We start from the raw sequence: 15007 nt of genomic DNA, 5'->3' as shown, positions 1-15007 counted from the left end.
GACCACGCCGCCCGCCGCAGGCTAGAAACGCCGGAGAGCGGGTAGTCGGCCCCGTCCTGACGTGAGGAAGTCTCACGCAGTCGGGTCCGGGAGGCGTCACGTCCAGATTCAGGCGAGGTCCGCGTCGGTCGGACCCACGGAACGAACGGCACAGTCCACCAGACCAACAGCAGGGTCCGCCGGCCGTCGCCCGAGCGGGAGGGGAGGCCGGCCCCGGAACGGCACGTACCCGTTCGCCGGTCTGGGCCCGGGTACTGACCGGGCTCGGACTGGTACTGCTCCTCGTCGCCGGCGCCGCCGGGATCGGGATACCGATCCTGGCCGACCGGTACGACCGGAGCGTCTTCCGGGACCTGCTCCTCGACCCGTCGGCCCGGCACGAGCGGACCTCGATCAGCGGGCCGCTGAACTACCTGCTGGTCGGCTCCGACCAGCGGCCCGGCGCGGCGCCGGACGAGCAGCGCTCCGACACCATCATGATCATGCACATCCCGGCCGGACTGAGCCGGGCGCAGCTGATCTCGATACCTCGCGACCTGCTCGTTGACATACCGGCCTCGGCGGACGGCGGGTACCCCGGCGGCTCCGACAAGATCAACGCGGCGTTCCAGCACGGCGGGGGCGGCCGGGGCGGCACGCGCCTGCTCTCGGCGGCCCTGACCCGGCTCACCGGAGTCCGGTTCGACGGCGCCGCCTTGATCGACTTCTCCGGATTCCGCCGGGTGATCGACCTGCTCGGCGGGGTGCAGATGTGCGTCGACGCGCCCGTACGCTCGATCCACACCCAGACCCTCTTCCAGCCGGGTTGCCAGCGGATGAGCGGCGCGCAGGCGCTCGACTTCGCCCGGCAGCGGTACGACCTGCCCAACGGCGACTACGACCGGCAACGCCACCAGCAGCAACTACTCAAGGCGATCCTGGACAAGATCTCGACAGAGGGGCTGCTGACCAAGCCGGTCAAGCTCGACCAGCTGATCCGCGCCATCGGCTCCTCGGTCACCGCCGACACGAACGGTTTCGCCCTCGAAGACCTGGTCTTCGCGCTCCGCGGCCTCCATACCGACTCGCTGGTGGGGGTGCAGGTGCCGTCGTACCCGGAAATGATCGACGACGTCTCGTACGTGGTGCTCGACGAGGGGGCGAGCGGGCTGTTCCGGTCGATGCGCGAACAGACCGTCGACGACTGGATACGGGCGAACCCGAAGTGGGTGAACCACATCTAGGGGTATCCCGTGGCGGACCGCGCCGGGCCGGGCCGGGCCGGGCCGGGCCCCCGGATGATGTCTCGCGGATTGCCGGTCGAGCGCGGGTTCGTGATGGCCGAAAGCCGATGGCCTAGGCTTGGTACCCGTGTTCGGACCCGATGTTCCCTCCGTGACCCCGCCCGAGGTTCCCGACGGCGCCTACCTGCTCGACGTGCGCGAGCCCGACGAGTGGTCGGCCGGACACGCGCCCGGCGCCCACCACCTGCCGATGATGCAACTGCCCGCCCGGCTCGCCGAGGTGCCGAACGAGGGGGACGTCGTGGTGGTCTGCCGCTCCGGCGGCCGCTCGGCCCAGGTGGTGAACTACCTGATCGGCAACGGCTGGGACAACGTCCGCAACCTGGACGGCGGTATGCGGGAGTGGGCGGCCGCCGGCCGGAAGCTCGTGAGCGAGGACGGAAGCCCGGCCCAGGTCATCTAGGTCGAGTGGACCACGCCGTGCCCACCCCGCTGGTGTTCGCCCACCGCGGCTCGTCCGCGGCCCTGCCGGAACACACGCTCGCCGCCTACCTGCGCGCGCTCGACGAGGGCGCCGACGGGCTGGAGTGCGACGTACGCCTCACCCGGGACGGCCACCTGGTCTGCGTACACGACCGGCGGCTCGACCGGACCAGCAACGGCCGGGGCCGGGTCAGCGCCTACACCCTCGCCGAGCTGAACGAACTCGACTTCGGCTCCTGGCATCCGGGCGAGTCCGTCGACGGGATGCCGGTGGAGGACCTTCCGACCGACATCCCCGCCGACCCGAGCCGGACCCGGTTGCTGACGCTCGACGGGCTGCTGCGCGCCGTACGGTCGGCCGGGCGCCGGATCGAGCTGCTCATCGAGACGAAACACCCGACCCGGTACGGTTCGGACGTCGAGCGGCGGCTCGTCACGCTGCTCCGCCGGCACGGCCTGGTCGACGGCACCGGTGCCGCCCCGGTACGGGTGACCGTCATGTCCTTCTCCCCACTGGCCGTACGGCGGATCCGGGAACTCGCTCCGGAGCTGCCGACCGTGCTGTTGCTGGAGGCGCTGCCGCCCTGGCTCCGGATGAACCGGCTGCCGTTCGGCGCCCGGATCGCCGGCCCCGGCCTCGGGCTGGTGCGCGCCCGGCCGCAGCTGGTCTCCCGGCTCCGGGACGCCGGCTACCCGGTCTACGTCTGGACCGTGAACGAACCGGCCGATCTCGACCTCGTTCTCGACCAGGGGGTCGACGGCGTGATCACGGACCGGCCGGCGCTGGTCCTGCAGCGGCTGGGCCGGTGACCCGGCCGGACCCGCCCGGCGGCGGGACCACCCCGACCGGCGGCGCCCGGCCCGGCGGTGGGGCGGGGGCGGTCGGCCGGCCGATCGGCGGCGGTGGCTGGCCGGGTCCCCCGGTGCCGCCGGGTCGGATTGGCGCCAGCCGGAACAGCCCGGGACCGGGGCTGCGGGATCCGGAGTGGAGCGGGCAGACTCGGGGCATGCCGGAGCGTCCCGACTATGCCGCTCTCATCGCCGGTCACACCGTCATCATCGAGATGATCAACTCCGGGGACTCCGGGCTACCGGTCCTCAACCACCTGCTACGCCTCGCCCAGCGCGCGCTGGGCGCCACGGGGATGGCCTTCGTCGAGTACGGTCCCGCCGGCGGGCGCGTCATCGCCGCCACCGGCGCCGCAGACTGGACGCTCGGCCGGCCCGTACCGGCCGCCGACCCGGTCACCACCCGGGTGCTGGTCGGCCCGCGGGCACAGGAGTTCCGCGTGGACACCCTCGACGGCGAGCTGGCCCACCAGCTGACCGGTCGGGGGCTGCGCCGGATGATGGCGGCGCGCGCCGAGATCGGTGGCGTGGCGGTCGGTGGCCTGCACGCGTTCTTCCCCCGCGCCGACGACCGGGGCGACACCGAGCACCACACGGTCATGGCGTACCTCGCCTCCTGCGTCGCGCACATCTACGGCGACCAGACCGGGCTGCCGGTACACGGCGACGGCGCGGTGCTCGCCGCGCTCGCCGACGGGTTGGCGATCGTCGACCGGGACGGCTACGTCCGGCTCTGGAACCCCGCCGCCGAACGGGTCACCGGACACCAGGCCGCACGGATGATCAACCAACCGCTGCCGTTTCCGCTCCCGCCGCCCGGACAGGTCACGGACCACCGGCTACCCGACGGCCGGTGGCTGAGAATCACCTCGGGCGAGTTGCCGGGCGGCGTCGTGGCGTACCGGGTGGTCACCTTCCGGGACGTCACCGACCAGCACGAACGCGACTACGACCGGGACCTCTTCATCGCCGTCACCAGCCACGAACTGCGCACGCCGGTCACCGTCATCAAGGGGTACGCGGACACGCTCAGCCATCACTGGGAGTCGATCTCCGAGCCCGACCGACGCCAGGCGGCGCGGATCATCGGGCAGCGCGCCGACGAGCTGGCCCGGCTCGTCGACCGGCTGCTCGCCTCAGCGAACGACGCCGGCCCGGTGGGCGGCTCGCCGCCCCTGCCGTTCGACCTGGTCGAGGCGCTGCACCGGGCCCTGACCGACCTGCCCTCGGACCTGCGCCCGCGGATGACCGTCCGGCTCCCCCGCGACCTGCCCAAGGCGCTCGGCGACCGGGCCAGCCTGTCCACAGTGCTGACCGAGCTGGCCACCAACGCCGGCAAGTACTCGCCGGCCGGTTCCCCGGTCGAGCTGAGCGCCGACGCCGACGAGCACACGGTCGCGTTCCGGATCAGCGACCGCGGCATCGGCATCCGACCCGAGCACGTCGAACGCGCCTTCGAGCGCTTCTGGCAGGGCGAGTCGGGCGACCGGCGGCGGTACCCGGGGGCGGGCCTCGGCCTCTACCTGGTACGGCGCATCGTGGAGCGACAAAGTGGCTGGGTATCGCTACGGCCACGCCCCCAGGGCGGTACCGTCGCAGAGGTGCGACTTCCCCGAGGGTGAGCCGCAGCGGCTGATACCTGCGGTCGGCGAGGAGGCACCTGGCCGTGTCCACGACGCGCAACGAGCGCGCCTGGTGCGTGGTGGTACCGCACCATGCCCGCGCCGCCCGGATCGCACGACAACGGCTCTCCCGTGAACTCGCCGGACTCGTCCGGCCGACGTTGCTCGCGGACGCGGTGGCGGTGCTGGCCGAACTCGTCGGCAACGCCGTACGGCACGCCGAGCCCCTGCCCGGCGGCGTGGTCCGGGTGGCGTGGCGGCTGCGCCCCGAGCCGGAGGGGCAGTGGTTGCAGGTCCGGGTGACCGACGGCGGCGGTGGCAGCCCGCCGAAGCCCCGTACGGCCAGCCTCTACTCCGCCGACGGACGGGGGCTGACCATCGTGGCCGCGCTGTCGCGCCGCTGGGGTGTCGAGCGCGACGGGCTGGGTCAGAGCGTCTGGGCGGAGCTGGTCGAGCCCGTCCAGCAGGTACTCGTCCCGGCCGGGCCGCCCACCGCGCCGAGCGGCGGGGACGCCGGGACCGGACCCGACGCGATCCAGCGCGGCCCGGCGGTGACACCCGAGCGCATGGCCTAGGCTCTCTTGGCGTGAGCAAGCGTCGAAAGAGCCAGCGCCCCGGCGGCGAGGCCGCGCCCAAGCGCGAGAAGGTACGCGACATCTTCGTGCCGCGGCCGTTCGAGGGTCTGGTGGACGAGCCGGAGTGGATCGCGCTCCGCGAGCTGGTACCGGCCGCCTCCGCGCCGCTGACGCTCGTACCCGACCTGGTCGAGCGGTACGGCGACCGTCCGGTGAGCCTCGCCACCGTGCTGCCGATGGCCGCGCCCGCGGTCGCCCGGCCCGACGGGCGGGTGCTGGTCGGTCTGCAACGGCACGTACAGTCCGGCGACGTCTCCCGGGACCTCGCCGTGGCGCTGCTGCGGGCGCTCGAGACCGAGCCCGGCGGCACCGTGACGGTGCCGGCCCTGCCCGGCGCGGGACCCCGGCTCCAGGACATCCTGGTCGACGGCCCGCTCGACGTCACCATGCACGACGGCTTCGACTTCTGGCTCGACCCGGAGGCCGCCGGGGACCCGAACGTCCAGGCGTCGCTGGAGCGGGCGAACGCGTCGATCTACCCGACCGTCCGGCTCGCCGCCGCCCCGGCCGCGTACTGGTGCCGCGTCCCGGACAAGGCGCACGTGCGCTGGGTCCTGCCGGAGGACGAGGACGCCGCGCTCGACGCGCTGGCCCGGCTGAGCGCCGCCAACGAACTGCTGCTCGGCGAGGGTACGAAGTTCGCCGGCATGTTCCGGGCGCACGGTCGGCTGGTGCCCGTCTGGGACCTGCCCCGCGAGCCGGAGGCCGACCGGTGGGAGGCGCCGGTCGCCGAGTTCGCCAAGCGGTACGCCGAGGCGCTGGCCGAGGCCGCCCCCCTCGACGCCGCCGGGCGCCGCGCCAAGCAGGGCCTACTCGGCCGTCAGCTCACGTTGCGCTGAGCCGCTGGCGCCGGCTCCGCCGGCGCGGCTCGCACGCTCCCTCCGCTTGGTGGCGCCTGCGGACGGCGGCGCGACTCGCTGGGGTCACCGGGCTTCGCGGAGGATCGGGCAGGACATGCACCTCGGGCCGCCCCGGCCGGAGCCGAGTTCGGAACCGGCGATGCGGATCACCTCGATGCCGATCCGCTCCAGCTGCGCGTTGGTCTCCACGTTGCGTTCGTAGGCCACGCAGAGCCGCGGCGCGATGGCCAGGGTGTTGTTGCCGTCGTCCCACTGCTCGCGTTCGGCCGTCACCGGGTCGAGGCCGGTGTCGACCAGGTGCAGCGTCTCCAGGCCCATCGCCTCGGCGGCGGCGCGCAGGAACGGCGTCGGCCCGTCGATCCGTAGGTCACCGTCGTCGCCGGCCGTCACCGTGTACGCGGCGAGGACGTGCGCGACGTTCGCGTACATCAGCACGGTGTCGGTATCGATCATCGTGCAGACAGTGTCGAGGTGCATGGTGGCCCGCTGCTGCGCGACCGGGACCACCAGCACCGTACGGACCACCCCGACCCGGAACATGCGGCGGGCCAACCGTTCGGCTCCGGCGGGCGTGGTGCGCTCGCCGACGCCGACGGCGACCACGCCGGGCGCGAGCAGCAGGACGTCGCCGCCCTCGACCGTTTCGAGCGTCGGGTCGTAGAGCAGCCGGGTGCCGGCGAATCGCGGGTGGTGCCGGTAGATGGCGCCCGTGAGGCTCGTCTCGCGCTGGCGGGCCGGCATCGCCAGGCTGGTCACGGCGGCCCGGTTCCGGAGCCAGACCGAGGAGTCCCGCGTGAAGAGCAGGTTCGGCAGCGGGTCGATGACGAACTCGTGCCGGTCCATCAGGGCGTGGACCAGGCCGGTGGGACGGTCGCCGCCGAGCCGGAGCTCCTCGCGCGCGAGGCCGGCGACGAGCACGTCGGCCAGTTCGGCGGGACCGAGGTCCGCCAGGTGGTCGGCGGTACGGCGGCGCAGCGTGTCGCCGAGCCGCGGGTCGCCGAGCACCTGCTCGGTCAACTCGGCGCGCGCCTCCGGGATGGCGAGCGTCTCCGCCAGTAGGGTGGCGAGGTAGAGGACCTCGACTCCGCGTTCGCGCAGCACCGCGGCGAACGCGTCGTGCTCCTCCTGGGCCCGCCCCACCCAGGGGATCGCATCGAAGAGGAGGGAGTCGTTGTTGCGCGGCGTGAGCCTGGCCAGTTCGGGGCCGGGCCGGTGGAGCAGCACCGTGCCGAGCCGGCCGACCTCGCTGTCGACGTAGTGGGTCACCTTCGCAGCGTAGGGCAGTGGTTGTCACCATTCGGGAAAAGAGGCTTCGGGTGAATACGGCATTCATCCATACTCACTCCGGCGCTTCGGCTTGCTCCCCCACCGGTGCGGCCACGTAGGGTAGTGAGAACATAACTTCAAGGGACCTTTTGCCGGAGGTCGCGATGACAGTCTTTCCCGCGCGCCGAGCCGTGCCTGCTCCCCGGGCGCTGCCTTCCGCAGGCGCAGATCGTCGATCCCCCGACTCGGCCGGGACACTGCAGCCGCTACGACCGTCCCCGGTGGAGTGGGCCCGACGTCGTCGTGCCGAGCGCGACGCCCGACGGGTCGAGGCGGCCGGAGCCCGGGCGCTCCATCAGCTCGACCATCTCGGCCCCTCCTGGCACGTGATCGACTGGCCGCGTACCGACTTCCCGGAAACGCAGCTGCTCGACCTGGACCGCACCCGCGACGAGCGTGCCGGTTTCCTCGCGATCGGGCCGAGCGGCCTCTTCGCCGTCACCGTCGCCGATCACGGCCGGTCCCGCGTCCTGATCGCGGGTGACGTCGTACAGATCAACGGCAAGCGCCCGCCCTACGTCTCCGAGGCGCGCCGCGACGCCAAGCGGGCCAGCAAGGCGATGTCCGCGGCGGTCGGCCTGAACATCCCCGTCACCCCGATCCTCACCTTCGTCGGCTCCGGGGTGATCAGCGTCTACGGCCTGCCCAAGGAGTGTCTGGTCGCGACCCACCGCGAGCTGGACCGCCTCCTGGTGGCGGGCGGCAGCCGGATCAGCGCGGCGACCGCCGAAAAACTTTCCCGGGTGGCGCAGTCGCCCTCTACCTGGCTCAACGCACCCTACCGGTCGCCCGCCGACTACCGCTGGTACGAGGAAGGCCGAACGGCCGCTGACAAGCGGGCCGGCCACCGGTAACGTCAGCATCCGGCGCCACCCCGACGGGGCGTACGTCCAATGCCCGCCACGGCATCACGTCGCCCCCGCGGGGCGGCGGCGGGCAGCACCTGGCCAGCCGGTGTGAGCCCCGGCGGGAGTGGGTGCTCCGGTCGAAACCGGCTAGCGTGGGTGAGCCGGTGGTGTGTATAGGAGGCGCGGTGGCCCACGTCGAACTCTCGCTCTCGGAAGCGTTCGTGCCGCAGCCCAGCGCCGCGACATCCGAGCCTGAGTCCGACAGCTTCTCCCGGTGGTCCGCCACCGTGGCGGAGGCCGACGAGCCCTGCCTGCTGATCGACCTCCGCATGATCATCGTCGCCGTCTCCGCCTCCTGCTGCGCGCTGCTGGGGCTGGGCACGCCGAGCGAGGTGGTCAACCGGCCGCTGCTCGACGGCGCGCTGCGCCTGCTGGACTTCACCGCGGCGCGAGCCGAGCTGACCGAGCAGGAGACTGACAAGATCCCGCCGCTGCTGGCCCTCAGCTCGGGCCGCCTGGCCCGGGGCCTGCTGCGGGTACAGCCACGGATCTCCGGCCAGCCCGACGCCACGGTCGACGCGATCGCCACCCCCGTTCTCGTACACGGGGTCGTCGCCGGTTCGCTGACCTTCTTCTCCTCGGTCTGACCTTCCCCCGAGGCTCGCGCCGCCGCTCGGCGGGGGCACCGGAGGCGGCGGGCACACCGGCGGCCACCCCGACCGGAGGGCCGGGGGCCGGGCCGGGCAAGGCCGGAGCGACGGCGGTGTGGCGATCACCGCACCGTTATGGAGTTGGGACACGCCCCTGCCCACCGTAAGGTGCCCTCATGTTGGACATCGCTCTGCTGCCGGAGGAATACGCCGTGTGCCGGCTACCGGCCGGATCCTCGGTACCCACCGGCCTGCTGAGTACGTCGGCCGACAACGGCGTCATGTCGGTCACCTGGACGGCCGACGAGGTGTCGATCATCTGTCGCGCGGACCGGGTCCCCGGCGAGGCGACGGTGGAGACGCCGTGGCGCTGCCTACAGGTGGTCGGGCCGCTCGACCTCGCCCTGACCGGGATCCTCGCCTCCCTGGTGGTGCCGCTGGCCGACGCCCGGGTGAACATCGTCGCCTTCTCCACGTACGACACCGACTACCTCCTGGTGCCCGCGGTACGCCTCGACGAGGCCCTCGCCACCCTGACCCACTCCGGGCACCGCATCACCACCTGATGGTCCAAAACGCGATATCGCCCTAACATGGGCACGATCCCGCCAGCCGCACCTCGGGTGCCCTCTCAGGCCAAGGACCGGCTCGTGCTCCGCGCACCTCGCTCGACCACCGCAGCGGCCCGCCTCGGCGCCGGCCTGCTGCTAGCCGGCGTGCCGCTGCTGGCCGCGTGCGGCACCCCGCCCGAACTCCGGGAGGCACAGGCGCACCCGTCGGCGACGCGGTCGGTGACCTCGGCGCCCACCACGGCAGCCCCGGTACCCACCCTCGCGCCGACCTTCCCGCTGCCCGGTCAGACCAGCACGGCCCCGGACGAGATCGCCACCGACTGCCAGGGCAGGCCCAGCGCGGCACAGGTGATCGCGCTGCTCCGGCGCGCGGACGTCGTCCCGGCGCAGGCCCAGGCGAGCGTCTCCACCGGCCCGCTCTGCGCCGAGGAATGGCAGTACACGGTCGTCCAGGTGCCGAAGCGCGATCCGCTCCAGGTCGTCTCGAAGGGGTCGCCCGGCTCGCTCAAGCTGGTCACCGCCGGTACGGACGTCTGCAACATCCCGGTCCGGGTGGAGGCGCCGCCCGGCATCCTCTCCCGCGCCTGCGCCGCCGCCGAGGGCACGACCGGAACGCTGCCCGGCTTCGGTGCGTAGGCTGACCGCATGCCCGGAACACCGCCCACCCGCTACGTCTACCTCGGCCCCGAGGGCACCTTCGCCGAGCAGGCGCTGGGCGCCGTCCCCGCCGCCGAGCGGGGCAGTCGGACCCCGGCCCGCAGCGTGCCGGAGGCGCTGGAGGCGGTCCGCACCGGGGACGCCGACGCCGCGATGGTGCCGCTGGAGAACTCGATCGGAGGCGCCGTCGGGGTGACCCTCGACGAGATAGCCAACGGGGCTCCGCTGGTCATCACCCGCGAGATCATCCTGCCGGTCGAGTTCGTGCTCGCCGCGCCGGCCGGCACGCGGCTCGACGCGGTACGGACGGTGGCGGCCCATCCCCAGGCCTCGACGCAGTGCCGGGGCTGGCTGCGCTCGCACCTGCCCGACGCCACCGTCGTCGACGTCCTCTCCAACGGCGCCGCCGCGGCGGCTGCGGCCCGGGGCGAGCACGACGCCGCGATCTGCGCGCCGATCGGCGCGGCCCGGCAGCGGCTGACGGTACTGGCCGAGAAGATCGCCGATCACACGGACGCGGTGACCCGGTTCGTCCTCGTCGCCCGCCCCGGACCGCCGGCGCCGCCGACCGGCGACGACGTCACGTCGCTGGCCGTCTACATCGCGCACGACCGGGTCGGCGCGCTGCTCGCCGTGCTGATGGAGCTGGCCGTACGAGGGGTCAATTTGACCCGCATCGAGTCCCGCCCGACCGGGGAGGCGCTCGGCCGGTACGTCTTCTTCCTCGACTGCACCGGACACGTCGAGGACGTACGCCTCGGCGAGGCGCTGCAGGGCCTGCACCGGGTCTGCGCCGACGTGCGTTTCCTGGGCTCCTACCCCCGGCACCGCTGGGCGCCCGTGGGCGAGCGGCCGGTGCCCGCCCCGCCCGGGCTCTCCGACGTCGACTACGCCGACGCGGCGGCCTGGCTGGCCCGGCTGCGCGCCGGCGAGATCAGCTAGGGGTGCCGGGCCCGTGTCGAGCTGGCCGGCCGGCGGCCTCGACACGGGCCGGCGCACCACGCGCCAGGGCGACGTCTCGCGGATCTTGCCGCACCGCGCGCCTCGCGGATCTCGCCGCTAGTCGAGCAGGCCGCCGAGCAGGCCGCCGCCGGACTGCCCCTGCTGGCCGCTGCCCTGCACCGGCGGCTCCTCGGAGGGCTGGACCACCACGAATCCCTGGCCGGCGAAGCTCATGGTGAACGCCTCCCCGGTACGCCGGCCGAGCAGCGTACCGAGACCGAGTTGCTCGGCCCGGTGGTAGCCGGTCTGCAGGCTGGCCGACCAGCAGACGGCGGCCTGCGGGTCGACATAGGTGGGCGCGTCGACGTTGAGCACGACCGGGGTGCCCTTGGTGGTGATGGCGATCCGGCCGTGACCGGTGAAGACGCAGTTGAACAGGCCGGAGGAGGACATCATCCCGGCGCCGCCGACCATCTTGATGTCGTACTGCAGGGTGGAGTCGAAGGCGAGCACGCTGGAGCCGTTGATGGAGAGCGCGTCGCCCGGCTCCAGGTCGATCAGGTGCACGTCGGAGGCGAGGTCGGCCAGGAAGACGTCGCCCCGGCCGGTCAGCTTCATCAGCGGCACGCCCTCGCCGGTGAGCTTCTGCTTGAGGAACTTGCCGAGGCCGCCCGAGCCGAGTGCCTGGAACTGCACCTGCCCCTGGTAGGCGACCATCGAGCCGACGCGGGCCATCGCCTCGCCGTTGAGTTCGATCTTCAACATCTTGGAGTTCTGGAGCCGCATCCCGGGCTGGTTGGACTCCTTCTCCAGGTTCTCGGCGGCGAACAGGGCACTGCGCATGTGACGATTCCTCTCGGCGGGTGGGGGTTCGAGCGTAGGCAACCAGCACAACGTGCCGGCTGGCCAGACCGGTTCAGCCCCAGCCGAGCGCGTGCAGCCGCTCGTCGTCGATGCCGAAGTGGTGGGCGATCTCGTGCACCACCGTGACGGCCACCTCGTCGACGACGTCCGCGTCGTCCTCGCAGATCCGCAGGATCGGATTGCGGTAGATGGTGATCCGGTCCGGCAGTACGCCCGAGTAGTCCCAGCCCCGGCTGGTCAGGGCGTGCCCCTCGTAGAGGCCGAGCAGCTCCGGCCCGTCGGGCGGCGACTCGTCCTCGACCAGGATGACCACGTTTTTCATCAGTTTGAGCAGGTCCTCGGGCACCTCATCGAGCGCCTCGCCAACCAGCTCCTCGAAGCGTTCGCGGCTCATCTCGACTGGCACGTCACCAATTCTGCCCGAGGTGTGTCGGCCGGGCGGCGCGCCGACGGGGGATCACCGTGATCGAGGCGTACGGCGGGGATCGGGCCGTTCCCGCCCGCGACCACGGTGATCTTCGCCGGTCGGATCAGTCCGCGAGGATCTGGATCAGGACGAGAGGGTGGCGGAGAGGCTGATCTGCGCGCCGGGCGCGAGCAGGCGCGAGATCGGGCAGTTCTCCTTGGCCGCCTCGGCCAGCTTCTTGAACTCGGCCTCGTCGATGCCGGGGACGGCACCGACGGTCTCCAGGTCGATCCGGGTGACGGTGAATCCGGCGTCGGTCTTGTCCAGGTGCACCTTGGCCGTGGTGTCCACGCTGGTGCCCGTGTAGCCGGCGTCGGCGAGCGCCTTGGAGAAGGCCATCGAGAAGCAGCCCGCGTGGGCCGCGGCGATGAGCTCCTCCGGGTTGGTCCCCTCGCCCTCCTCGAAGCGCGACTTGAAGGAGTAGTTGCCGGCGAGGCCGCCCTTACCGGTACGGACGGTGCCGGAACCTTCGGTCAGATTGCCCTGCCAGAGGGCGGATGCGGTGCGGATAGGCATGCGGATGACGCTAGCCGAAAGCCGGCCGCGAATGCGACGCACCGGGAAAGCACACGGGTGACCAGCCGCACGCCTGTGTCATGATGCGGAGGGATGACCCAGGCGGAAGGGCTGGCCGATGTCGCAGGATCGCCCCATCCCCCGACAGGACAACCATTCGGCCGACCCGGCGCCCCAGGACCCGGAGACGCCCGTGCCGCCCCCGACCGGCGGGGCCACCGCGCCGGCGATAGTGGAGTGGGGCGGCGGCGAGCCCGCCGGGCCCCGGTCCCGGCCGCTCGCCGGGCTGCTGCGGGACCGCCGACTCGCCCCGCTGGTGGGCGGGCTGGGCGCGGTGGCCGCCTTCGCGTCGCTGGTGGGCGAGTGGACGGTCAGCCGGGTCGCCGACCCGAGCGGCGACGGCGAAACGACGGTACGGGTACCGGCCGGGGTGGCCGAGGTGGGCGGCTTCGGGCTCACGTACCTGTTCGGACTCTTCGGGCTGGTGGCCTGCCTGGCGCTCGCGCTGGCCGGCACCACCGCCGGGGTACGGCAGAACGCCCGGGTGGCCGGCCTGGCCATCGCCGGGGTCCTGTTCGGCGTCCTCTTCGCCGCCGGCTCCTCGCTGACCCGCACGGCCAGCCGGCAGCTCTTCTTCCCCCCGGCCGACCGGCTCCAGGTCGAGTACGGCCGCGGCCTGGTGGCGGCGTTCGCCGCCACCGCGCTGCTCGGGCTGGCGCTCCACCTCGCCCGGCGCCTGCCGGGACGGTCCGGCGCGGGCCCGGCCGAGGCGGGCGGTCCGGGAGCGGGCGGTCCGGGAGCGGACGGGCCGGGGGCGGCCGGGCCGGGGGCGGGCGGGCCGGGGGCGGGCGGGCCGGGGCCGGGCGACGAGCCGGCCGGCGAGGCCGGCTGGCCGTGGCGCCGGCGCCGCCGGGACGAACCCGAGTCCGACTCCGCGCTGCCGGCCGACCTGACGGTCGCGCCGACCGCGCCCTTCGCCCGCCCCGACCAGGACCTGCGCTGACGCCGCCGGTGGCGGGGACGACGGGGACCGATATCGCGGTGCGGCCCGCGCGAACCGCCGGGTAGGCTCGGTTGCCGTGATTGACCTGCGTCTGATCCGCGATGAACCGGAACTCGTCCGTGCCAGCCAGCGCGCCCGCGGCGCGTCCGAGTCCGTCGTCGACGACGTCCTGCGCGCCGACGAGGCCCGCCGGGCGGCGGTCTCGCGGTTCGAGGCGCTGCGGGCCGAGCAGAAGCAGCTCGGCAAGCAGATGCCGAAGGCCACCGGGGACGAGAAGGCCGCGCTGCTGAGCCGTACCCGAGAGCTGTCGGCGGAGGTGAAGGCGGCCGAGGCCGCCGCCGGCGAGGCCGACCAGGCGCTGCGCCGCGCGCAGCTCGCCCTGCCGAACCTGGTCGAGGAGGGCGCCCCGGCCGGCGGCGAGGACGACTACGTCGTGCTCCGCGAGGTGGGCACCAAGCCGGCGATCGAGAACCCGCGCGACCATCAGGAGCTGGGCGAGCGACTGGGCGCCATCGACGTCGAGCGCGGCGCCAAGGTCTCGGGCAGCCGGTTCTACTACCTCACGGGCGTCGGCGCGCAGCTGCAGCTCGGGCTGCTCCAGCTCGCGATCGCCCAGGCGGTGGAGTACGGCATCACCCCGGTGATCACGCCGGTGCTGGTCAAGCCCGAGTCGATGGAGGGCACGGGCTTCCTCGGCGAGCACGCGAGCGAGGTCTACCGCCTGGAGGCCGACGACCTCTTCCTGGTGGGCACGAGCGAGGTACCGCTGGCGGCGTACCACTCGGGCGAGATCCTCCCGCTGGACGGGCCGCTGCGCTACGCGGGCTGGTCGTCCTGCTTCCGCCGGGAGGCCGGCTCGTACGGCAAGGACGTCCGCGGGATCATGCGGGTGCACCAGTTCGACAAGGTCGAGATGTTCTCCTACTGCCGGCCGGAGGAGGCGCGGGACGAGCACCTGCGGCTGCTCGCCTGGGAGGAGGAGATGCTGGCGAAGGTCGAGGTGCCGTACCGGGTGATCGACACCGCCGCCGGCGACCTCGGTACGAGCGCGGCCCGCAAGTACGACTGCGAGGCGTGGGTACCGTCGCAGGGGCGGTACCGCGAGGTCACCTCGACCTCGAACTGCACCACGTTCCAGGCGCGCCGGCTCAACATCCGGTACCGGGACGAGAACGGCAAGCCGCAGACGGCGGCCACGCTGAACGGCACGCTGGCCACCACCCGTTGGCTCGTACCGATCCTGGAGAACCACCAGCAACCGGACGGATCGGTACGAGTTCCCAAGGCGCTCCAGCCCTACCTGGGCGGCCGCGACCTGCTCGAACCTCGCTGACCGGAGGCTGTTCCGGTACGGCCCGCCGAAAGCGCGCCGTACCGGAACACGCCCTACCCGGTTCACGGTCGATTACCGCAAAAGTCATGGATCGGTCGCGGAGCGCGAGGTACGTTTGCTGCCCGCCGTCGTGAGCTAGCGGCCGTGGCCCATGGCAC

The 15007-nt window shown here is 73.0% G+C and carries 17 protein-coding genes; 13 read left to right on the top strand and 4 right to left on the bottom strand.

From position 1 onward, the window contains the following. Positions 1-275 precede the first annotated feature (275 nt). The 6 genes from AB0J86_RS02960 to AB0J86_RS02935 all read left to right on the top strand — a co-directional run bounded on the left by AB0J86_RS02960 (position 276) and on the right by AB0J86_RS02935 (position 5651). Positions 276-1223, top strand: coding sequence for an LCP family protein (locus AB0J86_RS02960; protein ID WP_363851658.1), 948 nt, complete (start codon positions 276-278; stop codon positions 1221-1223). Between the two features lie 127 nt (positions 1224-1350). Continuing rightward, positions 1351-1686, top strand: a complete 336-nt coding sequence (locus AB0J86_RS02955; protein ID WP_363851460.1) for a rhodanese-like domain-containing protein — start codon at positions 1351-1353, stop codon at positions 1684-1686. 17 nt (positions 1687-1703) lie between these two features. Continuing rightward, on the top strand, positions 1704-2516 hold the full coding sequence (locus AB0J86_RS02950) for a glycerophosphodiester phosphodiesterase family protein (protein WP_363851457.1): 813 nt from the start codon (positions 1704-1706) through the stop codon (positions 2514-2516). A gap of 197 nt (positions 2517-2713) precedes the next feature. Then, positions 2714-4177, top strand: coding sequence for an ATP-binding protein (locus AB0J86_RS02945; protein ID WP_363851454.1), 1464 nt, complete (start codon positions 2714-2716; stop codon positions 4175-4177). Between the two features lie 77 nt (positions 4178-4254). Beyond that, positions 4255-4752: an ATP-binding protein gene (locus AB0J86_RS02940; RefSeq protein WP_363851655.1), complete on the top strand. Its 498-nt coding sequence runs from the start codon at positions 4255-4257 to the stop codon at positions 4750-4752. A gap of 11 nt (positions 4753-4763) precedes the next feature. Continuing rightward, positions 4764-5651: a DUF5926 family protein gene (locus AB0J86_RS02935; RefSeq protein ID WP_363851452.1), complete on the top strand. Its 888-nt coding sequence runs from the start codon at positions 4764-4766 to the stop codon at positions 5649-5651. Positions 5652-5735: 84 nt separating this feature from the next. Here AB0J86_RS02935 and AB0J86_RS02930 read toward each other — a convergent pair whose 3' ends face one another. After that, on the bottom strand, positions 5736-6938 hold the full coding sequence (locus AB0J86_RS02930) for an arginine deiminase (RefSeq protein ID WP_363851449.1): 1203 nt from the start codon (positions 6936-6938) through the stop codon (positions 5736-5738). Between the two features lie 164 nt (positions 6939-7102). Here AB0J86_RS02930 and AB0J86_RS02925 point away from each other — a divergent pair, with 164 nt between their 5' ends. The 5 genes from AB0J86_RS02925 (at position 7103) to pheA (ending at position 10667) form a co-directional block, all read left to right on the top strand. Next, entirely contained in the window at positions 7103-7852 is a 750-nt protein-coding gene (locus tag AB0J86_RS02925; RefSeq protein WP_363851446.1) for a hypothetical protein, read from the top strand. 179 nt (positions 7853-8031) lie between these two features. Further along, positions 8032-8493, top strand: a complete 462-nt coding sequence (locus tag AB0J86_RS02920) for a PAS domain-containing protein (protein WP_363851443.1) — start codon at positions 8032-8034, stop codon at positions 8491-8493. Between the two features lie 179 nt (positions 8494-8672). Then, positions 8673-9062 carry an ACT domain-containing protein gene (locus AB0J86_RS02915; protein ID WP_363851440.1) on the top strand — a complete coding sequence of 130 codons (390 nt, stop codon included), beginning with the start codon at positions 8673-8675 and terminating at the stop codon, positions 9060-9062. An 84-nt stretch (positions 9063-9146) separates the two neighbouring features. After that, complete coding sequence (locus AB0J86_RS02910; protein WP_363851437.1) at positions 9147-9704, top strand: hypothetical protein; 558 nt, start codon at positions 9147-9149, stop codon at positions 9702-9704. 9 nt (positions 9705-9713) lie between these two features. Further along, entirely contained in the window at positions 9714-10667 is a 954-nt protein-coding gene (pheA, locus tag AB0J86_RS02905) for a prephenate dehydratase (RefSeq protein ID WP_363851434.1), read from the top strand. Positions 10668-10784: 117 nt separating this feature from the next. Here pheA and AB0J86_RS02900 read toward each other — a convergent pair whose 3' ends face one another. The 3 genes from AB0J86_RS02900 to AB0J86_RS02890 form a co-directional block, all read right to left on the bottom strand. After that, the gene (locus AB0J86_RS02900; protein ID WP_363851431.1) at positions 10785-11510 is read right to left on the bottom strand and encodes an AIM24 family protein; all 726 of its coding nucleotides are present in this window, start codon (positions 11508-11510) and stop codon (positions 10785-10787) included. 73 nt (positions 11511-11583) lie between these two features. Next, on the bottom strand, positions 11584-11925 hold the full coding sequence (locus AB0J86_RS02895) for a metallopeptidase family protein (protein ID WP_363851652.1): 342 nt from the start codon (positions 11923-11925) through the stop codon (positions 11584-11586). Between the two features lie 156 nt (positions 11926-12081). Beyond that, positions 12082-12513, bottom strand: coding sequence for an OsmC family protein (locus AB0J86_RS02890; RefSeq protein ID WP_363851429.1), 432 nt, complete (start codon positions 12511-12513; stop codon positions 12082-12084). 118 nt (positions 12514-12631) lie between these two features. On the opposite strand from AB0J86_RS02890, the gene AB0J86_RS02885 reads away from it, so the two are divergent. Further along, a complete protein-coding gene (locus AB0J86_RS02885; protein WP_363851426.1) occupies positions 12632-13516 on the top strand; it encodes a hypothetical protein in 885 nt (294 codons plus the stop codon). A gap of 76 nt (positions 13517-13592) precedes the next feature. Then, a complete protein-coding gene (serS, locus tag AB0J86_RS02880) occupies positions 13593-14849 on the top strand; it encodes a serine--tRNA ligase (protein WP_363851423.1) in 1257 nt (418 codons plus the stop codon). Positions 14850-15007 lie beyond the last annotated feature (158 nt).

It is taken from the genome of Micromonospora sp. NPDC049559 (genome assembly GCF_040676675.1).
Classification (GTDB): Bacteria; Actinomycetota; Actinomycetes; order Mycobacteriales; family Micromonosporaceae; genus JBFAPK01.
This window is presented reverse-complemented; position numbering and strand designations above follow the sequence as displayed.

Bases quoted from the DNA above. Each gene is read 5' to 3' on its own strand.
- AB0J86_RS02945 (WP_363851454.1), top strand. From the start codon at position 2,714: ATGCCGGAGCGTCCCGACTATGCCGCTCTCATCGCCGGTCACACCGTC.
- AB0J86_RS02925 (WP_363851446.1), top strand. From the start codon at position 7,103: ATGACAGTCTTTCCCGCGCGCCGAGCCGTGCCTGCTCCCCGGGCGCTG.
- AB0J86_RS02915 (WP_363851440.1), top strand. From the start codon at position 8,673: ATGTTGGACATCGCTCTGCTGCCGGAGGAATACGCCGTGTGCCGGCTA.
- pheA (WP_363851434.1), top strand. From the start codon at position 9,714: ATGCCCGGAACACCGCCCACCCGCTACGTCTACCTCGGCCCCGAGGGC.
- AB0J86_RS02900 (WP_363851431.1), bottom strand. From the start codon at position 11,510: ATGCGCAGTGCCCTGTTCGCCGCCGAGAACCTGGAGAAGGAGTCCAAC.
- AB0J86_RS02895 (WP_363851652.1), bottom strand. From the start codon at position 11,925: ATGAGCCGCGAACGCTTCGAGGAGCTGGTTGGCGAGGCGCTCGATGAG.
- AB0J86_RS02890 (WP_363851429.1), bottom strand. From the start codon at position 12,513: ATGCCTATCCGCACCGCATCCGCCCTCTGGCAGGGCAATCTGACCGAA.
- AB0J86_RS02885 (WP_363851426.1), top strand. From the start codon at position 12,632: ATGTCGCAGGATCGCCCCATCCCCCGACAGGACAACCATTCGGCCGAC.